The 24,146-nt window shown below is 68.3% G+C and carries 20 protein-coding genes; 12 read left to right on the top strand and 8 right to left on the bottom strand.

Annotated features, from left to right (window positions below):
• Window positions 1-2: 2 nt before the first annotated feature.
• Window positions 3-1,220, bottom strand: a complete 1,218-nt coding sequence (locus HH212_RS03210) for a carbohydrate kinase (protein WP_169434060.1) — start codon at window positions 1,218-1,220, stop codon at window positions 3-5.
• Window positions 1,221-1,515: 295 nt separating this feature from the next.
• Here HH212_RS03210 and xapA point away from each other — a divergent pair, with 295 nt between their 5' ends.
• The 7 genes from xapA to HH212_RS03175 all read left to right on the top strand — a co-directional run bounded on the left by xapA (window position 1,516) and on the right by HH212_RS03175 (window position 10,278).
• Window positions 1,516-2,382 (top strand): xanthosine phosphorylase, encoded by an 867-nt coding sequence (gene xapA / locus HH212_RS03205; RefSeq protein ID WP_169434059.1) that lies wholly within the window; start codon window positions 1,516-1,518, stop codon window positions 2,380-2,382.
• Window positions 2,383-2,581: 199 nt separating this feature from the next.
• Window positions 2,582-3,775, top strand: coding sequence for a phosphopentomutase (locus HH212_RS03200; protein ID WP_169434058.1), 1,194 nt, complete (start codon window positions 2,582-2,584; stop codon window positions 3,773-3,775).
• Window positions 3,772-4,728, top strand: a complete 957-nt coding sequence (gene deoC, locus HH212_RS03195) for a deoxyribose-phosphate aldolase (RefSeq protein WP_169434057.1) — start codon at window positions 3,772-3,774, stop codon at window positions 4,726-4,728. The genes HH212_RS03200 and deoC overlap by 4 nt, the downstream gene beginning before the upstream one ends.
• Window positions 4,729-4,744: 16 nt before the next feature.
• Entirely contained in the window at window positions 4,745-7,129 is a 2,385-nt protein-coding gene (locus HH212_RS03190; RefSeq protein WP_370663906.1) for an aldehyde dehydrogenase family protein, read from the top strand.
• 260 nt (window positions 7,130-7,389) lie between these two features.
• The gene (gene deoA, locus HH212_RS03185; RefSeq protein ID WP_169434056.1) at window positions 7,390-8,712 is read left to right on the top strand and encodes a thymidine phosphorylase; all 1,323 of its coding nucleotides are present in this window, start codon (window positions 7,390-7,392) and stop codon (window positions 8,710-8,712) included.
• Window positions 8,713-8,907: 195 nt separating this feature from the next.
• Complete coding sequence (locus HH212_RS03180) at window positions 8,908-9,324, top strand: cytidine deaminase (protein ID WP_169434055.1); 417 nt, start codon at window positions 8,908-8,910, stop codon at window positions 9,322-9,324.
• A gap of 183 nt (window positions 9,325-9,507) precedes the next feature.
• A complete protein-coding gene (locus HH212_RS03175) occupies window positions 9,508-10,278 on the top strand; it encodes a DUF2076 domain-containing protein (RefSeq protein WP_169434054.1) in 771 nt (256 codons plus the stop codon).
• A 103-nt stretch (window positions 10,279-10,381) separates the two neighbouring features.
• Here the strand turns inward: HH212_RS03175 and HH212_RS03170 are convergent, their stop codons facing one another.
• The 4 genes from HH212_RS03170 to HH212_RS27030 form a co-directional block, all read right to left on the bottom strand.
• Window positions 10,382-10,819 carry a VOC family protein gene (locus tag HH212_RS03170; RefSeq protein ID WP_169434053.1) on the bottom strand — a complete coding sequence of 146 codons (438 nt, stop codon included), beginning with the start codon at window positions 10,817-10,819 and terminating at the stop codon, window positions 10,382-10,384.
• A 77-nt stretch (window positions 10,820-10,896) separates the two neighbouring features.
• Window positions 10,897-11,787 (bottom strand): LytR/AlgR family response regulator transcription factor, encoded by an 891-nt coding sequence (locus HH212_RS03165; protein ID WP_229217543.1) that lies wholly within the window; start codon window positions 11,785-11,787, stop codon window positions 10,897-10,899.
• Window positions 11,784-12,692 (bottom strand): sensor histidine kinase, encoded by a 909-nt coding sequence (locus HH212_RS03160; protein ID WP_229217542.1) that lies wholly within the window; start codon window positions 12,690-12,692, stop codon window positions 11,784-11,786. The genes HH212_RS03165 and HH212_RS03160 overlap by 4 nt, the downstream gene beginning before the upstream one ends.
• The gene (locus tag HH212_RS27030; RefSeq protein WP_211172448.1) at window positions 12,679-12,984 is read right to left on the bottom strand and encodes a hypothetical protein; all 306 of its coding nucleotides are present in this window, start codon (window positions 12,982-12,984) and stop codon (window positions 12,679-12,681) included. Before HH212_RS27030 ends, HH212_RS03160 begins: the two co-directional genes overlap by 14 nt.
• Here HH212_RS27030 and HH212_RS03150 point away from each other — a divergent pair.
• The 3 genes from HH212_RS03150 to HH212_RS03140 all read left to right on the top strand — a co-directional run bounded on the left by HH212_RS03150 (window position 12,893) and on the right by HH212_RS03140 (window position 17,861).
• Window positions 12,893-15,982, top strand: a complete 3,090-nt coding sequence (locus HH212_RS03150; RefSeq protein WP_308633267.1) for a PAS domain-containing protein — start codon at window positions 12,893-12,895, stop codon at window positions 15,980-15,982. The genes HH212_RS27030 and HH212_RS03150 overlap by 92 nt on opposite strands.
• Window positions 15,983-16,121: 139 nt before the next feature.
• Window positions 16,122-17,444, top strand: a complete 1,323-nt coding sequence (locus tag HH212_RS03145) for a hypothetical protein (protein WP_169434051.1) — start codon at window positions 16,122-16,124, stop codon at window positions 17,442-17,444.
• Between the two features lie 36 nt (window positions 17,445-17,480).
• Window positions 17,481-17,861: a hypothetical protein gene (locus HH212_RS03140; protein ID WP_169434050.1), complete on the top strand. Its 381-nt coding sequence runs from the start codon at window positions 17,481-17,483 to the stop codon at window positions 17,859-17,861.
• A gap of 79 nt (window positions 17,862-17,940) precedes the next feature.
• Here HH212_RS03140 and HH212_RS03135 read toward each other — a convergent pair whose 3' ends face one another.
• From HH212_RS03135 to HH212_RS03125, 3 genes are read right to left on the bottom strand one after another with little or no spacing between them, the layout of a single operon-like run.
• Entirely contained in the window at window positions 17,941-18,501 is a 561-nt protein-coding gene (locus HH212_RS03135; protein WP_169434049.1) for a GNAT family N-acetyltransferase, read from the bottom strand.
• 11 nt (window positions 18,502-18,512) lie between these two features.
• The gene (locus HH212_RS03130) at window positions 18,513-19,190 is read right to left on the bottom strand and encodes a TetR/AcrR family transcriptional regulator (RefSeq protein WP_169434048.1); all 678 of its coding nucleotides are present in this window, start codon (window positions 19,188-19,190) and stop codon (window positions 18,513-18,515) included.
• 11 nt (window positions 19,191-19,201) lie between these two features.
• Entirely contained in the window at window positions 19,202-20,734 is a 1,533-nt protein-coding gene (locus tag HH212_RS03125; protein WP_169434047.1) for an aminotransferase-like domain-containing protein, read from the bottom strand.
• A gap of 397 nt (window positions 20,735-21,131) precedes the next feature.
• Here HH212_RS03125 and aptA point away from each other — a divergent pair, with 397 nt between their 5' ends.
• Both aptA and HH212_RS03115 read left to right on the top strand, forming a co-directional pair.
• Window positions 21,132-22,448 carry an omega-aminotransferase AptA gene (gene aptA / locus HH212_RS03120; RefSeq protein WP_169434046.1) on the top strand — a complete coding sequence of 439 codons (1,317 nt, stop codon included), beginning with the start codon at window positions 21,132-21,134 and terminating at the stop codon, window positions 22,446-22,448.
• A 10-nt stretch (window positions 22,449-22,458) separates the two neighbouring features.
• Window positions 22,459-23,958 carry a CoA-acylating methylmalonate-semialdehyde dehydrogenase gene (locus HH212_RS03115; protein ID WP_169434045.1) on the top strand — a complete coding sequence of 500 codons (1,500 nt, stop codon included), beginning with the start codon at window positions 22,459-22,461 and terminating at the stop codon, window positions 23,956-23,958.
• Window positions 23,959-24,146 lie beyond the last annotated feature (188 nt).

The following is a 24,146-nucleotide window of genomic DNA, read 5'->3' as shown; positions in this document are numbered from 1 at the left end:
GTTCAGTCCTGTTCGGGTGATGCGGAGTTTGTGTTCGTGTTCGCGTTCTTGTCGAGGCTGGCGACGATGTCGGCATCGACTGCGGCCAGGCTGTCCGGGCCGAGATCCGGGTGCACGGTCGCGCGCGTGCCCACGGTCAGCTTCGAGAGCTGCAGGCCGCGCCGGCAGGCCAGCACCAGGCCGCCGTCGCGCTCGTCGCCTGCGGCGCCGGCTTCGTCGTCGGCGCCCAGGTCCTGCGCCAGCGACCAGCACACGGCCGCCGCGAAGGCATCGCCGGCGCCGGTGACGTCGACCACCTCGGCCTGCGGCGCCGCCAGGTGCACGATGGGGGCAGTGGGGCCGTCGGTCAGCAGCACGCCGGCGGCGCCGCGCGTGACGACCACGTCGCGCGCGCCCTGCGCCTGCAGCGCGCGCATGGCGGCGCCAAGCGCGGCGTCGTCGGCAAGGTCATGGCCGGCGCGCGCCGCCAGTTCGCCGGCATTCAGGATCAACAGGCGCACGCCGGACAGGTCGCGCGGCAGGCGCGCCATCTTCGGTTCCGACACCGCCACCAGCACCAGCGGCGCCTCGCCGCGGCGCGCCCCGTCGACGATCGCCTCGACCGTCGCCAGCGGCAGGTTGAGGTCGGCCGCCACCAGCGCCGCGCCCGTGAACTGGGCCTGGCGCGCGGCGATGAAGGCGGGGTCGAGCTGTTCGTACAGCGCCATGTCGGCCAGCGCCACCACCATGTCGCCGTCCTGGTCGAGCACCGCGGTGTAGGTGCCGCTGGACACGCCGTCCAGGCGCAGCGCGCCGCGGGTGTCGATGCCGAGCGTCTCGGCATGGGTGAGCAGGGCGGCGCCCGAGCCGTCGGCGCCGATCGCCGTCAGCAGCGATACCTGCGAACCCAGGCGCGCCAGGTTCTCGGCGATGTTGCGCGCCACGCCGCCGAAGGATTCGCTCTGCACCGCCGGGTTCGAGGTGCCCAGCGCCAGCGTATCCAGCGAACGCAGCTTGCGGTCCAGGTTGGCGGCGCCGACGCAGACGATGGGACGGCGCTGCGGCGCGGTCGGCAGCACGTAGGCGCGGCCCAGCAGCTTGCGCTCGCGGATCAGGCCGGCGATGTAGCCGGCCACGGCCGAGCGCGACAAGCCGAGCTGGCCGGCCAGGTCTTGCTGCGCGATGAACGGATTGGCGCGGATCAGCGCGAGTAATTGTTGTTTCTTGCTTTGTTCGGACACGGTCGACATCGATTTAAACTTTTGTCTTTCATGTTAAACATATGTTTTAACGACGTCAACGCCAGCCGTTTTTGCCGGACTCATATAGAACAATCAACGAAAACAAGCCGGAGCGATTTACGATGGCGATTTATATAGTCTACATATAAATCAAGCAAAAAAATGGTATTTGCCATACCAATCCGCGATAATGCATAGTTCGCACATTCTGGTGCGCGGCCGCCCGCAAACCGTGCGACGTGCCCGCCGCCACCCGCACCGATTCCCGCATCGACCCAACTTATTTCTCGCGACAATGACCACTCACGTATTCAGCAATACTCCTTTCGACGCAGCCGACGTCATCCGTGCCCGCAAGCCCGGCTTCCAGCCGCGCGCCGCCCTGATCCTGGGTTCCGGCCTGGGCGTGCTGGCCGAGCAGATGACCGACGCCGTCTCGATCGGCTACGCCGACCTGCCGGGCTTCCCGATCAGCACCGTGCACGGCCACGCCGGCGAACTGGTGCTCGGCCTGCTGGCCGGCGTGCCGGTGGTGTGCATGAAGGGCCGCGGCCACTTCTACGAAGGCTACGGCCCGGGCGTGATGACCTCCGCCGTGCGCACCTTCAAGCTGCTCGGCTGCGAACTGCTGTTCGTGACCAATGCCGCCGGTTCGCTGCGTCCGGAAGTCGACGCCGGCAGCGTGGTGGTGCTGAACGACCACATCAACCTGCTGCCGGGCAGCCCGATGGCCGGTCCCAACGACGAGCGCTTCGGTCCGCGTTTCTTCAGCATGGCCAACGCCTACGACGCCGAGCTGCGCGACCTGGTGAAAGCCACCGCGGCGGACAAGGGCGTCACCCTGGCAGAAGGCGTGTACCTGGCCTGCCCGGGCCCGAACTTCGAGACCGCCGCCGAAATCCGCGCCTTCAAGACGCTGGGCGCGGACGTGGTCGGCATGTCCGTGGTGCCGGAAGTGATCGCCGCGCGCCACTGCGGCCTGAAGGTGGCCGGCCTGTCGGCCATCACCAACCTGGCCGAGGGCCTGAGCCCGTTCCCGCTGTCGCACGAGCAGACCCTGAAATATGCGGCGATCGCGGCCAAGGACATGGTCACGCTGATCCATGGCTTCGTCGAGCGTTTAGGCCAGACTGGCGCCGCCACCACGACCGCCGCTGCCTGATTACGGCCAGTGCAGCCAGAGCCGTCGTCCCCGCGCAGGCGGGGACCCATGCTGAGGCTCCGATAATCGTTAAACCGATGTCGAGGTAAACATTTTCTGAAGCTGGGTATGGGTCCCCGCCTTCGCGGGGACGACGGGTCAGCGATTCACTGCATCGAACGACATCAGCTCACTCCAACAACCGATTAGCGAGTAATCCATGTCACGCGCATTCATCCTCCTGCTTGATTCCTTCGGCCTCGGCGCGCTGCCGGATGCCGACAAATACGGCGACGCAGGCGCCAACACCCTCGGCCACATCGCCCAGTGGGCAGCCGACGCCGGCACGCCGATGGCGCTGCCGAACCTGGAACGGATCGGCCTGGGCGCCGCCGCGCACAAGGCCAGCGGCGCATGGCCGCAGGGTTTTAAGGTCCGTGACGGCTTCACCGGCGCCTGGGGCGTCGCGCGCGAGCAGTCGACCGGCAAGGACACGCAAAGCGGCCACTGGGAAATCGCCGGCGTGCCGGTGCTGTTCGACTGGGGCTACTTCCCCAAGACCGTGCCCTCGTTCCCGAAGGAGCTAACCGACAAGCTTCAGGAACTCACGGGCGTGCCCGGCTGGCTGGGCAACTGCCACGCCTCCGGCACCACCATCATCGACGAGCTGGGCGACGAGCACGTCGCCAGCGGCAAGCCGATCCTGTACACCTCGGCCGACTCGGTGCTGCAGATCGCCGCGCACGAAGAGCACTTCGGCCTGGAGCGCCTGTACCAGGTGTGCGAAGCGGCGTATGAGCTGGTCAAGCCGTACAACATCGGCCGCGTGATCGCGCGTCCGTTCCTGGGAGCGAACGGCAAGTACAAGCGCACCAGCAATCGCCACGACTACGCGGTGCCGCCGGTGGCGCCGACACTGCTGGACCACGTCAAGGACGGCGGCGGCGAAGTCATCGCCCTCGGCAAGATCAGCGACATCTTCGCGGGGCAGGGCGTGTCGCGCCTGGTGAAGGGCGCGGACAACATGGCGCTGTTCGACCGCCTGCTGGAAGTGGCCGACGAGGCCGGCGACAAGTCGCTGACCTTCGTGAATTTCGTCGACTTCGACATGCACTTCGGCCACCGCCGCGACGTCGCCGGCTATGCCAACGCGCTGCACGAGCTGGATGCGCGCCTGCCGGAATTCATGGCCAAGCTGAAGGAAGGCGACCTGGTCGTGGTCACCGCCGACCATGGCTGCGACCCGACCTGGAGCGGCTCCGACCACACGCGCGAACACATCCCGGTGCTGTTCTTCGGCCCGGCCGCGCCGGCTAGGGAGCTGCCGGTGTCAGACACCTTCTCGAACATCGGCGCCACGCTGGCGAAACACCTCGGCGTCCAACCCCTCTCGAACGGAACCGCACTGCTATGACCCAGAACCTGGATTTCCAAAGAAACACCGCGGTCGGACTCGACCTGGGCTGGATCAACCACCTGAAGGTGAACCGCAACGCCGCCGAGCGCCGCGCCGCCAGCCTGGCCAACCGCCGCACGGTGAAGAAGGATTACCAGGCCGCCTGGCTGATCCGCGCGATCGAGTGCATCGATCTCACCACGCTGTCCGGTGACGATACCCCGGGCCGCGTCGAGCGCCTGTGCCGCAAGGCCATGCGTCCGCTGCGCGCCGATCTGATGCAGGCGCTCGGCATCGAGACCTTGAGCACCGGCGCCGTGTGCGTGTACCACGAGATGATCACGCCGGCGACCCAGGTGCTGCAGGGCCGCCTGCCGATCGCCGCGGTCTCGACCGCGTTCCCGGCCGGCCTGTCGAGCATGGAAACCAAGCTGCGCGAGATCGAGTTGTCGGTGGCCGCCGGCGCCACCGAGATCGACATCGTGATCACCCGCCAGCACGTCCTGACCGGGAACTGGCAGGCGCTGTACGACGAGATGGTGGCCTACCGCCAGGCCTGCGGCGAGGCGCACGTGAAGGCGATCCTGGCCACCGGCGACCTGGTCACGCTGGAAAACGTGGCCAAGGCCTCGTGGGTGTGCATGATGGCCGGCGCCGATTTCATCAAGACGTCGACCGGCAAGGAAGGCGTGAACGCCACCATTCCGGTGTCCTTGGTGATGGTGCGCGCGATCCGCGAATACCACGAGCGCACCGGCTTCATGGTCGGCTACAAGCCGGCCGGCGGCGTGTCCACCGCCAAGGCGGCGCTGCAATACCTGACCGTGATGAAGGAAGAGCTGGGCAACGAATGGCTGCAGCCGCACCTGTTCCGCATCGGCGCTTCCAGCCTGCTGACCGACATCGAGCGCCAGCTCGAGCACCACGTCACCGGCAGCTACTCGGCCGCCCACCGCCACGCGCAACCCTGATCACTACGGATTCTTCATGCCAACGATTAAAGAGATTCTGCAAACTATGGATTACGGCCCCGCACCGGAAAGCACCAAGGAAGCGCACGCGTGGCTGGACCAGCATGGCCGCCGTTTCGGCCTGTTCATCGACGATGCCTGGAGCGAGGCCGCCGACACCTTCGGCTCGTTCAACCCGGCCGACGGCAGCGAACTGGCGCAGGTGACGCAGGCGAGCGATGACGACGTCGAGCGCGCCGTGCAGGCCGCGCGCCGCGCCCAGCCGGGCTGGGTGGCGCTGGGCGGCCACGGCCGCGCGCGCATCCTGTATGCGCTGGCGCGCCTGCTGCAGCGCCATGCGCGCCTGTTCGCGGTGCTGGAAACGCTGGACAACGGCAAGACCATCCGCGAGACGCGCGACGCCGACCTGCCGCTGGCCGCCCGTCACTTCTATCACCACGCCGGCTGGGCGCAACTGCAGTCGGAAGAATTCGCGGATTACCGCGCCGTCGGCGTGGTCGGCCAGATCGTGCCGTGGAATTTTCCATTGCTGATGCTGGCCTGGAAGATCGCCCCGGCCCTGGCCGCCGGCAACACGGTGGTGTTCAAGCCGGCCGAGTACACGTCCTTGACGGCGCTGCTGTTCGCCGAAATCTGCCAACAGGCCGGCCTGCCGGCCGGCGTGGTCAACATCGTCACCGGCGACGGCCGCGTGGGCGAGGCCATCGTCAACCATCCTGGCATCGACAAGATCGCCTTTACCGGTTCCACCGAAGTCGGACGCATGATCAGGAAGAGCACCGCCGGCAGCGGCAAGAAGCTGTCGCTGGAACTGGGAGGTAAGTCGCCGTTCATCGTGTTCGAGGACGCCGACCTGGATGCCGCCGTCGAGGGCCTGGTCGATTCGATCTGGTTCAACCAGGGGCAGGTGTGCTGCGCCGGCTCGCGCCTGCTGGTGCAGGAGTCCGTCTATCCGCGCTTCATCGCCAAGGTCAAGGCGCGCATGCAGAACCTGCGCGTCGGCTCGCCGCTGGACAAGTCCAACGACATCGGCGCGCTGGTCGACCCGGTGCAGCAGCAGCGCATCCACGGCCTGGTGGAGTCCGCCCGCGCCGAAGGCTGCGAGATCTGGCAGCCGGACGGCGCCGCCCCGGCCGAAGGCGCGTGGTACCTGCCGACGCTGATCACCGGCGCCTCGACCTCGGCCGCCGTGGCGCACACCGAGATCTTCGGGCCGGTGCTGGTAGCGTCCAGCTTCCGCACCCCGGGCGAGGCGGTGCAGCTGGCCAACAACACGACCTATGGCCTGGCCGCCTGCGTCTGGAGCGAGTCGATCAGCCTGGCGCTGGACGTGGCGCCGCAGATCAAGGCCGGTGTGGTCTGGATCAACACCGCCAACCAGTTCGACGCCGCCTGCGGCTTCGGCGGCTACAAGGAATCCGGCTTCGGCCGCGAAGGCGGCAGGGAGGGCATGGTCGAATACCTGGTGCCGCTGTCCGAAGACGCGCGCCCGGCGGCGCCGGCATCGACGCGCATGGCCGACAAGGGCCAGGTCACGCCGCAGGATGCCGGCCCGTTCGCCCTCGACCGCACCGCCAAGCTGTACATCGGCGGCAAGCAGGCGCGCCCGGACGGCGCCTACAGCCGCGCCATCCACGGCGCCGACGGCAGCTACCTGGCCGACATCGGCGAAGGCAGCCGCAAGGACATCCGCAACGCGGTGGAAGCGGCGCACAAGGCGTCCGGCTGGGCCAGGGCGACCGCGCACAACCGCGCCCAGGTGCTGTACTACCTGGCCGAGAACCTGGCGATCCGCGCCGACGAGTTCGCGGCGCGCATCGCCCGGCAGACCGGCGCGAAGGACGCGGACAAGGAAGTGCAGGCATCGATCGAGCGCCTGTTCTACTGGGCCGCATGGGCCGACAAGTACGACGGCCAGGCGCACCAGCCGCCGATGCACGGCATCACCGTGGCGCTGAACGAGCCGGTCGGCGTGATCGGCATCGTGTGCCCGAACGAACAGCCGCTGCTGGGCTTCGTCTCGCTGGTGGCGCCGGCGCTGGCACTGGGCAACCGTGTGGTGGCGGTACCGTCGGAAATGCACCCGCTGTCCGCGCTCGATTTGTACCAGGTGCTGGACACCTCCGACCTGCCGGGCGGCGCGCTGAACATCGTCACCGGTTCGGCCGACGAACTGGCGCGCACGCTGGCGACGCACTTCGACGTGGACGCCGTGTGGCGCCACGACGGCTCGCTTGATGGCTGCGCCGAGGTCGAGCGCCTGTCGGCCGAGTCGCTCAAGCGCACCTGGACCGGCGGCGCCAAGGGGCGCGACTGGTTCGACGCCAGGCAGACGTGCGGACGCGCGGTGCTGCAGCATGCGAGCCAAGTCAAGAATGTATGGATACCCTACGGCGCCTGAGGAAACCTCGATAAACCTACTGCGCGTCGGATTGTCGTCCTGTGATGCTCGCTGTACATGCGTACAGCTCCGCTTCTCGGACAACACTCCTTCCGCTCGCTACGGTTTCTCGAGGTTCCGTTAGGCCTGTAGGGAAACCGTCGAAGCAACGACGGATAGGGTGGGCAAGTGGATATTCCCGGCTTGCCCTTCGTCGTTTCCGACGTCGCCAATATAGCCAAATTAATTGTTTATCTGAATGTAGAGAGACCAAAAATACGATGTTCCTCCCCCAAGAAATCGTCCGCAAAAAGCGTGACGGCGGCACCCTGAGCGCCGAAGAAATCCAGTTCTTCGTGCGCGGCATCCCCGACGGCAGCGTCACCGAAGGCCAGATCGCGGCGCTGGCGATGGCCGTGTTCTTCAACGACATGACGATGGACGAACGCGTCGCGTTCACGCTCGCGATGCGCGATTCCGGCCAGGTCATGGAGTGGAAGTCGCTGAATCTGCCCGGCCCGGTGGTCGACAAGCACTCGACCGGTGGCGTCGGCGACGTCGTGTCCCTGATGCTGGGTCCGATGATCGCGGCCTGCGGCGGCTTCGTGCCGATGATCTCGGGCCGCGGCCTGGGCCACACCGGCGGCACGCTCGACAAGTTCGACTCGATTCCGGGCTACTCGACCGTCCCCGACCCGGAACTGTTCAAGAAAGTGGTGAAGGAAGTCGGCGTCGCCATCATCGGCCAGACCGCGCAGCTGGCGCCGGCCGACAAGCGCTTCTACAGCATCCGCGACACCACGGCGACCGTGGAGTCGGTGGCCATGATCACCGGCTCGATCCTGTCGAAGAAGCTGGCGGCGGGCCTGGACGCGCTGGTCATGGACGTGAAAGCCGGCAGCGGCGCCTTCATGCCGAGCTACGAGAAATCGGTGGAATTGGCGGAATCGATCGTCCACGTCGGCAACGGCGCCGGCACCCGCACTTCGGCCATCCTGACCGGCATGAACGAGTCGCTGTGCCCGGCGGCCGGCAACGCGGTCGAAGTGCGCGTGGCGATCGATTACCTGACCGGCAGATCGCGCCCGGCGCGCCTGCACGAAGTCACGATGGCGCTGTGCGCCGAGATGCTGGTGATCGCGGGCCTGGCCGCGAGCGACGCCGAAGCGCATGCCAAACTGCAGCACGCGCTCGATTCGGGCGAGGCGGCCGAGCGCTTCGCGCGCATGGTCACGGCGCTGGGCGGCCCGGCCGACCTGGTCGACAATCCGGATGCGCACCTGGCGCGCGCGCCGATCGTGGTGCCGGTGCCGGCGCTGGAGGCCGGCTACGCCTATTCGACCGACTGCAGGGGCCTGGGCCTGGCGGTGGTCGGCCTGGGCGGCGGGCGCATCCGCCCGCAAGACCCGATCGACTTCGCCGTCGGCCTGACCGGCCTGGTCGAACTGGGCGCGCGCATCGAACCGGGCCAGCCGCTGGCGCTGGTGCACGCGCGCACCGAGGACGCCGCCCAGCGCGCCGTGCGCGAGGTGCAGGCGGCGTACCGCATCGCCCAGGAAGCGCCGGCGGCGCAGCCGATGATCTACAAGACCATCCGGCCATAAGAAGTAACAGCGACACACCGTCGTCCCCGCGCCACCGCCGTCGTGCCCGCGCCACCGCCGTCGTCCCCGCGAAGGCGGGGACCCATGCTGAACATAGCGGAGCTGAGGTGCAAGCATCACGACTGTGGCTGCTATGTATGGGTTCCCGCCTTCGCGGGAACGACGGTATTCTTCCGTGTTTTCATAGAAACTCCCATGAGCTACGAACACCTGATCGACGAAGCCCGCGCCGCGCGCGAACTGGCTTACACCCCATACTCCAACTTCAAGGTCGGCGCCGCCCTGGAATGCAAGGACGGCCGCGTGTTCCGCGGCTGTAACGTGGAAAACGCTTCCTACGGCCTGTGCAACTGCGCCGAGCGCACCGCCTTTTTCTCGGCCATCGCCCACGGCTACAAGCCGGGCGACTTCACGGCGCTGGCTGTGACCGGCGACACCGACGGCCCGATCGCCCCGTGCGGCGCCTGCCGCCAGGTGATCCTGGAACTGGGCGGCGGCGCATTGCCGGTGGTGCTGACCGACCTGAAGGGCGACCGCATGGACACCACCGCCGCCGCCCAACTGCCGAACGCCTTCGTCGGCGGCGACCTGCACAAGTCGTCGCAGCAGTAAGCGCAACAGTAAGCGCAAGATCGCGCGCACGTATCGTGCCTGCGCGGTGGAGCGCCGGGCCGCCGGGACAAGCAATCTTCCGTGCGACCGACCTGCGCCGATTCGGGCATTGTCTGGCTTGAAAATTTAGCCGTGCACACAACATGTGATGGCATATTCGCAATTCAAGACAGGAGCAAGGCCATGAACCAGCAAGATACGCAGATGTTGACTACTTTCCTGGGCCAGCTGACCCAGGCGCACGGCGTCCAGAAGGATGCGGAAGCCGATGCGCTGATCCAGCGCGCGGTGGCCCAGCAGCCGGACGCCGCCTATCTGCTGGTGCAGCGCGCGCTGCTGCTGGACCAGGCACTGAACAATGCCAAGAGCCAGATCGCGGCGCTGCAGGAACAGCTGCGATCGGGCGGGCAGGGCGGCGGCAAGTTCCTCGACGCGGACTCGTGGGGCAACAGCGGCACTGCGCGTCCCGAGGTGCGCGAGCAGCAGTACGGGCGCGACTATCCGCGCGACCAGCAGCCGTACCAGCCGCAGGGCGGCTATCCGCAACAAGGCGGCTACCCGCAGGGCGGTTATCCGCAGGCCGGCTACCAGCAGCCGGTGCCGTCGTCCAGCTTTCTGCGCGGCGGCTTCGGCGGCACGCTGGGCACGATCGCGGCCACCGCGGCCGGTGTGGCGGCGGGTGGTTTCCTGTTCCAGGGCCTGGAAAACATGTTCGGCGGCCATCATGAAAACGGCGGCGGCGCCAACCACCTGCTGTCCAGCGATGACCAGGGCAATAACCTGTTCAGCGACCAGTCGGGCAGCTCGCTGGCCGACCAGGCCGGCGTGGGCGATGTCGGCCAGTCGTCCGGCAACGATGGCGGCGGTGCGTCGGAAAGCCTGTTCGACAATGGTGGCGACAGCGGTTCCGGGTTCTTCGATGGCGACGGATCGGATGAGGGCTTGTTCAGCTGAGCTTCTTTTTGGACACGGTGGCAACTGCACCGATTGATCGGTCCAAGTAACTCGGCATGGGTCCCCGCCTGCGCGGGGACGACGGGTATATCCGTTCTCTCTCTTAGCCGAACAAACGCTCCGGCTGCCACGGATCGTAGGTGCCCACGTTCCACACGTGTCCCTCGGGGTCGCGGCACAGGAAGCCCCGGCTGCCGAACTCGGTGTCGGCCGGCTCTTCCAGGATGACGGCGCCGGCCGCGCGCGCGCGTTCGCAGACGCGGTCGGCATCCAGCACGCGCAGATAGACGGTCTGGGTCTGGCGTCCGCCGATCTCGTCGGGCTGGGCCAGAAGGCGGCCGTATTCTCCCTCGCTGCTGACCGAACCCAGCATGATCATGCCGTCGCCGGCTTCGCTACGCAGCGTCAGCTGGGCGTGGGCGATGGCGCCGTCGATGCCCGGCACCGCCACCTGGCACTCGAAGCCGAAGGCTTCGGCCAGCCAGTCGATGGCGGCGGGCGCGTCGCGGTAGCGCAGGCAGGGGATGGCGATGGATGGCATGGCGGCTCCTCGGGTAGGTGGCGATGTCCTATCCTACCAGCGCCGCGCCGCGTTATCGATCGCACTACGTTGCGTCCTCACATCTGCTGGAACAGGTAACCGTGGTTGCGGCTGACTTCCAGCTCGTGCGCGCTGCCGCGCAGGCGCAGCAGCTGGCGCCCGCGCAGGTCGCGCACGACCTCGGCGATGGCATCGACCCGCACCAGCGTGGACCGGTGGATGCGCCAGAACTCGTCCGGATCGAGTTCGTCCAGCAATTCCTTGAGGGTCTTGCGGATCAGGAATTCCGAACTCGCGGTCTGCACCCGCGTGTACTTTTCGTCGGACTGGAAGAACAGCACTTCGCGCGTGCTCACCATGCGCAGGCTGGCGCCGACTTGCGCCTGGATCCAGCGCAGGTAGCCATGCTTGCCGGCGCCGCCGGGAGCGTTGCCGTGGCCGCCGCGTTCCAGCAGCGTGGCCAGCCGCGCCAGCTGCGCGCCGATGTCGTCCGGCGCGCATGCGGGGGAAGCCATGCCGGCCGCAGCGGCGACGGCGGCGCCGGCGGCGGACCTGGCGGCGGGCGCCGCCTGCATGCGCGTGCGCAGGCGCGCGCAGGTGGTCGCCAGGCGCTCGGCCGACACCGGTTTCAGCAGGTAGTCCAGGGCGCCCTGCTCGAAGGCGTCCAGCGCATACTGGTCGTAGGCCGTGGCGAACACGATGTGCGCGTCGCGATACAGCCGGCGCGCGGCCTCGATCCCGGACAGGCCGGGCATGCGGATGTCGAGGAAGGCGATGTCGGGGCGGTGGCGCTCGCCCAGCTCGACCGCTTCCACGCCGTTGGCGGCTTCCGCCACGATGGCCAGCTCCGGCCACACCGCCTGCAGGCGCGCACGCAGCAGGTCGCGCATCGGCGCCTCGTCGTCGGCGATCAGGGCGGTGGCCGGACGCGCGCCGCTGCTGCCGGTACCGGCTCCGAGGCGCATCATGGCGCCTCCTTCATCATCCGGTAGGGCAGGCGGATGGTGGCGCAGGCGCCGCCGCCGGGCGGCATGGCGATCGAGAGTTCGGCCTGGGTGCCGTACAGCAGCTGCAGGCGTTCGCGGATGTTGGCCAGGCCGACGCCGTCGCCGGCATGCGTGTCGATGCCGACGCCGTCGTCGCACACTTGCACGTGCAGGTCGGCTTGCACCACATAGGCGCGCACGGTGACGGTGCCGCCGGCGATCTTCGGCTCCAGGCCGTGCTTGATGGCGTTTTCGATCAGCGTCTGCAGCATGGTCGGCGGGAACGGCGCGCTGCCCAGGAAGTCCGGCACCTCGAAGCGCACCGCCAGCCTTTCCTTCATGCGTGCCTGCATGATGGCGAGATAGGCGCGCGACAGTTCGACCTGCTTGCCGAGGGTGCCGCCGTCGCGCGCGCGCAGTTGCGGCAGCGCCGAGCGCAGGTAGTCGATCAGGTGGGCGTGCACGCGCGCCGCCTCGGGCGGATCGGTCTCGATCAGCTGGCCGATCAGCGCCAGCGTGTTGAACAGGAAGTGCGGCTCGACCTGGGCCTGCAGCGCGGCCATGCGTGCTTCCGCCAGGCTGCGCTCCAGCGTGGCCACGTTGGCCTGCAGCGTGGCTTCCTTGGCCAGCAGCTCGGCCTTGCGCTTGCCGCCGGCCAGCACTTTCACGGCAAGCGAGACGAAGATGTACCAGAAGCCGGCTTCGGGCGTGTTCACCAGGACGAAGAACACGCCCACGAACAGCCAGGTGAGGTACAGCTGGCGCCACTCGACCACGGCCAGCCAGTCGAAGAAGCGCCACCACAGCTTGCCGGCCTCGCGGCCGGCGTCGCGCACGAAATCCACGCCGCGGTTGAGCTGGCTGGCGCGCATGTCAGCGATCGGCATGGCTGGCGCGCGCGTCGTGCCGGTACATCTTGCCCTGGTGCAGGCCGCGGCGGCGGCGGCGGGCGTCCACGAAAAAGGCGCCGACGACCAGTTTCACGGCCATGAAGGCGACGAACAGGAACAGCGCCAGCGGCAGGATGCTGATGACCAGCGCCAGCGCCACGCAGCAGGCCGCCAGCGCCGGCCAGGGCAGCACGGCGATGGTGCGCGCGGCGCGGCGGCAGGCGCGCATGATGTCGTGGGCGAGGTCTTCCAGCGCGGCGCCGAGCTGGCGGAACGAAGCGTCTTTCATGATCTTTTCCTCATGCTTGTCGGGTTGCGATGGTGTGACTGTAACGGCGGCCGCCGGCGCTTTCCACGGCCTTGCGACGAGCGGTGCGAAACGCGGCGCCGGCGGTCGTGGCGGCGGATATACGGATGCCGGCTCATACGGGGACGGCCGTGTGCGCGTCATGTTATGCTGCGCGGTGATCATTGAAAACGGTAAGCAAAGCGGCCAGTCCTGTATGAATTCCCATAGCGATATCGACGTTGGTTTTTGTGTCATCGAGATGCGTTATGACGATCAGGGCCGGCCGGCGGATTACCGTTTCCTCGAAGTCAACCCGGCGTTCGCGCAGCATACCGGCCTGCAGGATGCCGCCGGCCGCTGGATGCGCAACCTGGTGCCGGAGCACGAGCAGTACTGGTTCGACCGCTACGCGGCGATCGCCCGCAGCGGGCAGCCGGCCCGCTTCGAATACACCGCGCAGGGTCTCGGCGGGCGCCACTTCGAGGTGTACGCGTACCGGACCGGCCAGCCCGGCAAGCACCACGTCGCCATCCTGTTCTCGGACGTCAGCGCGCGCAAGCGCGAGGAAATGCGGCGCGCGGCGCTGTTCGCGCTGAACGACCGCCTGGCACAGCTGGACGACACCGCCAGCATGACCGATGCCGCCTGCACCATCCTGGGCGAGACGCTGGACGTGCAGCTGGTCGGCTACGGCGTCGTCGATGCCGAGGCGGAAACCCTCACGGTGGAGCGCGACTGGACCACGGGCGGCGCGCCGTCGCTGGCCGGCACCGTCCAGTTCCGCGACTTCGGCTCCTACATCGAGGACTTCAAGCGCGGCGACACGGTGGTCGTACGCGATGCCCGGCTCGATCCACGCACCCGCGATTTCGCCGCCGCGCTGGAAGCGCGCAGCGCGCGCGCCTTCGTCAATACGCCGGTATTCGAGCGCGGCCGCTTCGTCGCGCTGCAGTACGTCAGCACCGCCTTCCCGCGCGACTGGAGCGAGGACGAACTGCTGTTCATCCGCGACGTGGCCGGACGCACGCGCGCCGCCACCGCCCGCGTGCAGGCGGAAAGCGCGTTGCGCCGCCTGGCCGCCTCGCTGGAGCAGCAGGTGCAGGCGCGCGCGCGCGAACTGGACCGCGCCTGGGAACTGTCGCAGGAACTGCTGGTGGTTGCGCTGCCGGACGGCACCATCGACGCGATCAATCCGATGTGGACGCAGGTACTCGGCTACGAGGCGCCGGACATCGTCGGCACCAGCTTCGTCGAGTTCACCCATCCCGACGACCTGGACGCCACGCTGGGCGTTTTCGCCGGCATGCTCGATCGTCCGTTGACCGTCCCGTATGCATACCGTTTCCGCCACAAGGATGGCTCGTACCGCTGGATCGCCTGGACCGGCGCCTTCAACGACGGCAAGGTGTATGCCGCCGGCCGCGACGTCACGGTCGAGCGCCAGCGCGAAAAGGCCTTGCGCGATGCCGAGACCTTTACCCGCCTGGCCCTGAACTCGGTGGGCGGCGTGGGTGCCTGGAGCGCCGACCTGCAGAACGGCATCTATTTCTGCGATGCCGCCATCGGGGAGCTGTACGGCCTCGATCCGGCGCGCATCGCCGACGGCATTCCCATCGCCGAATTCTTCGCCTACATCCATCCGGAAGACTTGCCGCTGCTGAAGGCCGAGATCGCGCGCCACCTGTCGTCCGACAAGGAGATGGCCTGGGAATACCGGCTGCAGCATCCGGACGGCAGGGTGCGCAGCGTGCTGTCGCGCTGGCGCAACCACCACGACGAGCACGGCGTGGCGGTGCGCCGCACCGGCGTCGGCATCGAGACCACCGGCCAGCGCAACCTGGAAGAGCAGTTGCGCCAGGCGCAGAAGATGGAAGCGGTGGGCCAGCTGACCGGCGGCCTGGCGCACGACTTCAACAATCTGCTGGCCGGCATCACCGGTGCGCTCGACCTGATGCAGATGCGCATGCGCCAGGGCCGCTTCGGCGACCTGGAGCGCTACATGACGGTGGCGCAGGGCGCGGCCCGGCGCGCCGCCGCGCTGACGCACCGCCTGCTGGCCTTTTCGCGGCGCCAGACGCTCGACCCGAAACCGACCGACGTCAACCGCCTGGTGAGCGGCATGGAAGAGCTGGTCCGGCGCACCATCGGCCCGCAGATCGCGCTGGAAACGGTCGGCGCGGTCGGCTTGTGGCCGACGCTGATCGACCCGGGCCAGCTCGAGAATTCGCTGCTGAACCTGTGCATCAACGCGCGCGACGCCATGCCGGACGGCGGCCGCATCACCATCGAGACCGCCAACAAGTGGCTTGACCAGGCGGCCTCGATCGTCCACGACATCCCGGAAGGCCAGTACCTGTCGCTGTGCGTGACCGACACCGGCACCGGCATGACGCCGGACATCGTGGCCAAGGTGTTCGAGCCGTTCTTCACCACCAAGCCGATCGGCGAGGGCACGGGACTCGGGTTGTCGATGATCCACGGCTTCGCGCGCCAGTCCGGCGGCCAGGTGCGCATCTATTCCGAGGTCGGGCAGGGCACCACGGTGTGCCTGTACCTGCCGCGCCACTACGGCGAGGCCGGCGCCGACGACGCGGGACGCGGGCGTACCGAAGTGGCACGCGCCGGCCAGGGAGAGACGGTGCTGGTGGTCGACGACGAGCCGTCGGTGCGCATGCTGGTGACCGAGGTGCTGGAAGACCTGGGCTACACCGCGATCGAGGCGGCCGACAGCGTGGCCGGCTTGAAGGTGCTGCAGTCGGACGCGCGCATCGACCTGCTGGTGACCGACGTCGGCCTGCCGGGCGGCATGAACGGGCGCCAGATGGCGGACGCCGGGCGCGAGCGCCGCCCGGGCCTGAAGGTGCTGTTCATCACCGGCTACGCCGAGAACAGCCTGATCGGCAACGGCCACCTGAAGCCGGGCATGCAGGTGCTGACGAAACCGTTTGCGGTGGACCTGCTGGGCGCGAAGATCAAAGAATTGATCGCGGCCCGTTGAGCGGTGGTGCGTGCACGCCGCGGTGTTGTATTTGTCGAACGGGCATGCGCCTGGGTTGGACAGCGCACGGTCGGCCGAGGCGGGCGGCGTTAGCTTGACGGGAAGGCAACGCACTCGTGCTGCCATCCGAGGAAACGCAATGAAATTCGCACCCGCACTCCTGCTGGCCGCCGCCGCCGCGACTGCGCAGGCGCAGGAAAGCGCCGCCATGGACCACGCCGCCATGGACCATACTGCCATGGACCATACTGCTATGGGCCATGGTAATACCGACGCCTCGGCCATGCCCACCATGATGAGCGGCATGCTCGGTCCGTACCCGATGGCGCGCGAAGCGTCCGGCACCAGCTGGCAGCCGGACGCCACCCCGATGGACGGCATCCACGCCATGCACGGCGACTGGATGACCATGGTGCACGGCTACGCCAACCTGGTCTACGACCACCAGGGCGGCCCGCGCGGCGACAAGCAGGCCTTCACCGAGAGCATGTTCATGGCGATGGCGCAGCGCCCGCTGGGCGACGGCACGCTCGGCCTGCGCGCCATGTTCTCGCTCGACCCGACCATCGGCAAGCGCGGCTACCCGCTGCTGTTCCAGACCGGCGAGACCGCCGACGGCGTGCATCCGCTGGTCGACCGCCAGCACCCGCACGACCTGTTCATGGAACTGGCCGCCACCTACAGCCGCCGGCTGGACGGCGACAGCGCGGTGTTCCTGTACGGCGGCCTGCCGGGCGAGCCGGCGCTGGGGCCGGTCACCTACATGCACCGCTATTCCGGCCAGGACAACCCGGAAGCGCCGCTGACCCACCACTGGCTCGATTCCACCCACATCACCTTCGGCGTGCTCACCGCCGGCTACGTGCGCGGCGGCGTCAAGCTGGAAGCCTCGGCCTTCAACGGGCGCGAGCCGGACCAGTACCGCTGGAACATCGAGACGCGCCGGCTCGATTCGGCATCCGCGCGCCTGAGCTGGAACCCGACGCCGGAATGGGCGCTGCAAGTCAGCCACGGGCGCCTGGACAGTCCGGAGCAGCTGGAGCCGAACGTCGCCGTGCACCGCACCACGGCCTCGGCCAGCTGGCAGCACGCGATCGACGGGCGGCCGATGCAGACCACGCTGGCCTGGGGCCGCAACCGCCACGACCCGGGCGACAGCAGCGACGGCTATCTGCTGGAGTCCACCATCGAGGCGCGCCCCGGCACCAAGGTGTTCGGGCGCTTCGAGCAGGTCGACAACGGCGAGCTGTTCGAGGAAGCTTCGCCGCTGCACCATCGCCAGTTCGACGTGCGCAAGCTGAGCGTCGGCGTGGTGCAGGACCTGTTCAGGGCCGGCGACGTGGCGTTCAGCGCCGGCGTCCTCGGCAGCAGGCACTGGGCGCCGGCCACGCTCGATGCGTTCTATGGCAACGATCCATCGTCGTACATGGTGTTCTTCCGCGCCCGGCTGGCGATGAAATAAGGAATAAACGGTATGCTGCGTTTCAAGAAAATCGTCATGTTGTCCCTCGCCGTATCCGCCATGGCGGCCGGCGCCGCGCAGGCGCGCGCGCCGGGTCCGGCTTATCCGAGCTGCGACTTGCCGGCCCAGCGCGCGCTGGCGGCCGCGACCGGCGGCGCCATCAAGGACCCGCGCCAGGCGCACATCTCAATGCGCGGAAACATCCTGCAGGCGGACATCGGCAGCGCGCGCAAGGCGCGCCGCATCACCCAGGTGCAGGCCAGGCGCTTGTTCGCGCGGGTGGAAACCGTGCGCCGCGATACCGACCGCTTCGTGCGCAAGCAGGGTTTCCTCAGCGCCGCCGAGCGCGCCAGCTACGACCGCGAGCTGGACGAGGTCGCCGGGCAGATCTGCGGCCTGCGCCGCACTGGCCGCTGATACGTTGCCGGGCGGCGGCGCTGCCGGGCCGCCTGGCGCGGTTGCCGGCTGCGCATGCCGCTGCGTCGATGACGGTCGCTCAGGCCCCTTGTTCCGTCCAGTAGCGCTTGAGCAGCCCGTAGTTGACGGTGTCGGCCGGCCGGCCGTGCACGATCCAGCGTTCCGGCATGTAGCCTTCCTTGCGGAAGCCGAGCTTTTCCAGCACGCGGGTGGAGGCCAGGTTGGCGGGGTCGACGTCGGCTTCGATGCGGTTCAGGTCGAGTTCGCGGAAGGCGTGGCCGAGCAGGGCGCGCAGGGCTTCGCCGGCATACCCGTGTCCCCAGTGGCGGCTGCCGATGGCGTAGCCGAGTTCACAGCGGCGGTTCTGCTCGAAGAAGTGGTGCAGCGACGCGTTGCCGATCAATTCGCCGCTGGCGCGCAGCACGATGCCCAGGCGCAGTCCGCTGCCGTCGGCGTAGGCGGCCAGGGTGGCGGCGATCGCTTCGGCCGCCTGGGCGACGTCGGTCCAGGGCTCGCGGCTCCAGTATCGCGTGACCTGCGGATCGGAGAATACGGCGAAGTGGGCGGCAACGTCGTTCTCGTCCAGCCAGCGCAACTGCAGGCGTTCGGTGTCGAGGACGGTCGGCGTCAGGCTGGGCATTGCGGTCTCCTTCAAGTCTCGTTGGCGGTGGGTGGCAGGCCGAGCGCGGCCAGCACCATGGCGGTGACGGTGCGCTCGGCGGCGTCGAAATCGTCCTGGTTCAATGCGTCGCGGCCGAGCACCAGCGCCATCTGCGGCGCGAAATCCGCATACGATTGCGTCATCGCCCACACCGCGAACAGCAGGTGGGTGGCGTCGACCGGCGCGATGCGGCCCTGGGCGATCCAGCGCTCGAACACGGCGATGTCGGCGCGCAGCAGCGGCACCACGCGGCGGCGGATGGTCTCGCCGTACAGCTTGGCGCCGCCGATGACTTCCAGCGCGTACACGCGCGAGGCCAGCGGCTGCTCGCGCGAAAAGGCCAGCTTGGCGCGCACGTAGGCGCGCAGCAGGTCGGCCGGCGCGCTGGATCCATCCGCTGCGTCGGCCAGGCTGGCCATGCGCGCCAGCCAGTCGTCCAGCACGTCGTCGAGCACGCGCCGGTACAGGGCTTCCTTGGTCGGGAAGTAGTACATCAGGTTCTGCTTGGACAGGCCGGCGCGCTCGGCCACGGTGGCGATCGCCGTGCCCTCGAAGCCGCAGGCGGCGAACAGGCGCACGGCTTCGGCCAGGATCGCCGCTTCGACCTTGCCGCGGTCGCGCCGGTTGCCGGCGCGGCGGGCGCTGTCGGTGATTGGCGTGGGTGGCATCGTGCGCTCCGTCATCGGCGCAGGGCGCGCAGGAAATCCAGCAGCGCCGGTTCGGCCGCGTAGGCGACGTTGAAGCGGAACCAGGCCTGGCGCGGCGGCTGCAGGCTGAAGAATTCGCCCGGCGCCAGCAGGATGCCGGCGCGCAGCGCCTGCTCGGCCACGGCGCGCCCGCTGCGCCGCGCCGCGCCGGTGCCCGCTCCAGGTCCGGCGCCGGGGCCGGCATCGAACTGCGGCCAGCCGGCGCTGACGAACATGCCGCCGCGCGGCTGCGCCAGCGGCGCCAGGCCGGCTTCGCCCAGGCATTCCAGCGTGCGTGCGCGCGCGCCGTCGAGCTGCTGCACCAGGCGCTCGACCTGGCGGCGGTAGATGCGCGCGCCGATGGCGTCGAACACGGCGCGCTCGTTGATCTCGGAAGTGGTGAGACCCGCCAGCATCTTGATGCGCACCAGTTCCGGCACCAGCGAGCTCGATGCGCAGATCGAGCCCACGCGCAGCGCCGGCGACAGCGTCTTGGAAAAGCTGCCGATGCGGATCACGCGGCGCAGGCCGTCCATCGCCGCCAGCGAGGCTTCGCCGCGCGCCGCCAGTTCGCGGTAGATGTCGTCCTCGACCAGCCAGAAATCGTGCTGCTCCGCCAGGCCCAGCAGGCGGTGCGCCTGCGCCTGCGAGAGCGAGGTGCCGAGCGGATTCTGCAGCACCGTGTTGACGAACATGAGCTTCGGCTGGCGCTGCGCCGCCAGCGCCGCCAGCGCGTCGAGGTCGAGCCCGTCGGCGCCGCGCGCGATGCCGACCGGTTCGCAGCCGTGGTGGCGCACCAGCGCCAGCAGGTTGCTGTAGCCGGGATCTTCCACCAGCACCACGTCGCCGGGCCGGGTGAGCGTGCGCAGCACCAGGTCGAAGGCGTGGGTGGCGCCGTGCGTCAGCAGCACCTGTTCCGGCTGCACCGCGAACAGTTCCTCGCTCAGCGTCGCCGCCAGTCGCTGGCGCAGCGCCGGGAAGCCGAGCGGGTGGCCGTAGCCGCGCAGGCGCCCGGCCGGGATCTTCATCGCGTGGCGCACCGCGTCCAGGATCGCGCCTTCGCCATACCACTCGGGCGGCAGCCAGCCGGCGCCGACCGGCAGCGCTTCCGACTGGCCGGAATACAGGTCCGAGGTGAGCGAGTCGAAGGCGGCGCAGGTGGACGGTGCCGGCGCCGGCGCCGCTGCGCCGGGTGTGGCGGCCGGCGGGAGTGCATCGGCTGCGCCGCGCGCGACGAAAAAGCCGGAACCGCGGCGCGAGGACAGCAATCCAAGGTGCAACAGGCGGTCGTAGGATTCGACCACGGTGAAGGTGCTGACGCCGTTCACTTTTGCGAATTGTCGAACCGAGGGCATGCGGGTGCCGATTTGCAGAATGCGCCGATTGACCAGGTCGGCGATGGCGGACACGATCTGGTCGACCAGGCTGGCGCGGCGCTGGCGGTCGATGGGGAGCAGGGGCCAGGCGGGTGTGTCGGGCTTCCCTGAGGCGCTTCGTTCGGTATCGCTTGCCGTTGTGACCTTCATGGCATTCCATGTTCGTTGAACGCGTGGACGGCAAAGCCGGCTAGGCGCCCCGTCCACCCTACGGTGTTTCACCCGACGGTTTCGCGCCGTTTCCGGGCGTCGATGCACCGTCGTTGCGCGGCGTTTGCACCCCGGCGGAACGTCGCCGACTGTACTGGTCGTACGGCCTGTACGGTTGGTCAATTACGCCGATTGTGTATATGTGCCGGCCCCGGTATCGCTGTCTATTATTGCATCATGATTTTGCCAATTGGTAAATTTTTCACCGATCGGCGTGAACTAAGCTGCTGACACAAGCCCCAGGGCAAGGCGCATCGTCGAAGACAGTACGCCAGTACGGCGAGACGAATGCAACGCCGCCCTGGGGCTTGTGTCAGCGGCGCCAACGGAGACGTGTATGAACGAAACAAAGCCGGCATCGATGTCGGCGTTCTGGATGCCTTTCACCAACAACCGCGACTTCAAGGCGCAGCCGCGCCTGCTGGTCTCGGCCGAGGGCATGTACTACAAGGACGTCGACGGCAACGCCATCCTCGACGGTACCGCCGGCCTGTGGTGCGTGCCCTGCGGCCATGCGCAGCCGCGCATCGTCGCCGCCGTCAGCGAGATGGTGGGGCAGCTCGACTTCGCGCCGACCTTCCAGATGGGCCACCCGGCCGCCTTCGACCTGGCCGAGCAGCTGATGGAGTACACCGGCCACAAGTTCGGCCACGTGTTCTATACCAACTCGGGCTCGGAAGCGGTCGACACCGCGCTGAAGATCGCCATCGCCTACCACAAGGCGCGCGGAGAAGGCAGCCGCACCCGCCTGATCGGGCGCGAGCGCGGCTACCACGGGGTCGGCTTCGGCGGCCTGTCGGTGGGCGGCATCGGCGCCAACCGCAAGCACTTCGGCCCGCTGCTGCCGGGCGCCGACCACCTGCCGCACACCCACGATTTGTTGAAGAACGCGTTCTCGCGTGGGGAACCGGACTTCGGCGTCGAGCTGGCCGACGAACTCGAGACGCTGGTGGCGCTGCACGACGCCTCCAACATCGCCGCCGTCATCATCGAGCCGGTGTCCGGCTCCACCGGGGTTCTGGTGCCGCCCAAGGGTTACCTGAAGCGCCTGCGCGAGATTTGCGACAAGCACGGCATCCTGCTGATCTTCGACGAGGTGATCACCGGCTTCGGCCGTTTGACCACGCCGTTCGCGGCCGATTACTTCGGCGTCGAGCCGGACATGATGACCACCGCGAAGGGCATCACCAACGGCACGGTGCCGATGGGCGCGGTGTTCTCCAAGCGCTTCATCCACGACGCCTTCATGGATGCGCCGGCCGGCATCGAGCTGTTCCACGGCTATACCTATTCCGGCCATCCGCTGGCCTGCGCCGCCTCGCTCGCCACCCTGGCGGTGTTCAAGGAGCAGGCCATCCTCGAGCACGCGAAATCCATGCAGCCCTACTGGGAAGACGCCGTGCATGCCTTGCGCGGGCTGCCGCACGTGATCGACATCCGCACCGTCGGCTTGGTGGCCGGCATCGAGCTGGAACCGATTCCGGGCAAGCCGGGCGCGCGCGCCTACGCCGCTTCCAAAAAGGCGTTCGCCGACGGCGTCCTGATCCGCACCACCGGCGACATCGTCGCGCTGTCGCCGCCGCTGGTGCTGGAAAAGAAGCACGTCGACGAACTGTTCGGCAAGCTGGCCGACGTACTGAAAAACCTGGATTGAAGGAGACGCCATGACGATCGAGACCATCGGCCATGTGATCAACGGGACCGAGACCCAGGGCAGCGGCGGCCGCTTTGCCGACGTGTTCAATCCGGCGCTGGGCACACCCTGCGCGCGCGTGGCGCTGGCGGATGCGGCCGACGTGGATGCGGCGGTGGCCGCCGCCGCCGCCGCCTTCCCGGCCTGGGCCGCGACCCCGCCGCTGGCGCGCGCGCGCGTGCTGTTCGCCTACCTGCAACTGTGTCGCCAGCATGCCGACGATTTCGCGGCGCTGGTGACGCGCGAGCATGGTAAAACCTTCAGCGACGCCCAGGGCGAGGTGGTGCGCGGCATCGAGGTGATCGAGTTCGCGGTCGGCATCCCGCAACTGCTGAAGGGCGAATTCACCGACCAGGTGGCGCGCGGCATCGATGCCTGGTCGATGCGCCAGCCGCTGGGCGTGGTGGCCGGCATCACGCCGTTCAACTTCCCGGTGATGGTGCCGATGTGGATGTTCCCGATCGCCATCGCCTGCGGCAACACGTTCATATTAAAACCGTCCGAGCGCGATCCGTCGCCGTCGCTGTTGCATGCGAAGCTGCTCAAGCAGGCCGGGCTGCCGGACGGCGTGTTCAACGTGGTGCAGGGCGACAAGGCGGCGGTCGACGCGCTGCTCGACCACCCGGACATCCAGGCCCTGAGCTTCGTCGGCTCGACCCCGATCGCCGAAACCATCTATGCGCGCGGCACGGCGAGCGGCAAGCGCGTGCAGGCGCTGGGCGGCGCCAAGAACCACATGGTGGTCATGCCGGACGCCGACATGGAGATGGCGGTGGATGCCTTGGTCGGCGCCGCCTACGGCTCGGCCGGCGAGCGTTGCATGGCGATCTCGGTGGCGGTGGCGGTCGGCGACGCCGCCGACAAACTGGTGCCGGCGCTGGCCGCGCGCGCCGCCGCATTGAAGATCGGCGACGGCATGACGGCCGGCGCCGAGATGGGGCCGGTGGTCAGCGCCGAGGCGCGCCGGCGCATCGAGGGCCTAATCGGCGAGGGCGTGGAGCAGGGCGCCACGCTGCTGGTGGACGGACGCGGCCACCGGGTAGAAGGGCGCGAGAACGGCTTCTTCGTCGGCGGCACATTGTTCGACCACGTGCAGCCGTCGATGAGCATCTACCAGGAAGAGATCTTCGGCCCGGTGCTGTGCGTGGTGCGCGTGCCGGACGTCGGCAGCGCGTTAGAGCTCGTCAACGGCAACCAGTACGGCAACGGCGTCGCCGTGTTCACCCGCGACGGCGGCGTGGCGCGCGAATTCGTGCGCCAGGCGCAGGCCGGCATGGTCGGCGTGAACGTGCCGCTGCCGGTGCCGATGGCCTTCAACAGCTTCGGCGGCTGGAAGCGCAGCCTGTTCGGCGACCACCACGCCTACGGACCGGAGGGCGTGCGCTTTTATACGCGGCACAAGGCGGTGATGCAGAGGTGGCCAAATACCGCCACCAGCGGTGCGGAGTTCGCGTTCCCGCAGATGAAATAGCACTGAAACTGCGTCGTCCCCGGCCTCGGCGGCCCCCTTGGCGGGGACCCAAGCAGTGGCTCCGATAACCGTATCGTATGCGTCACAACGGCAGGTTTTCTTTGGCTCAGCATGGGTCCCCGCCTGCGCGGGGACGACGGAATGAACGTTTTCAACGCTTCAAGCACTACTGTACTTTGATCGTCGTA

This window comes from Massilia forsythiae (genome assembly GCF_012849555.1).
GTDB lineage: Bacteria > Pseudomonadota > Gammaproteobacteria > Burkholderiales > Burkholderiaceae_D > Telluria > Telluria forsythiae.
Note: the sequence above shows the minus strand (reverse complement) of the source record. Positions and strands in the feature narration are given on the sequence as shown.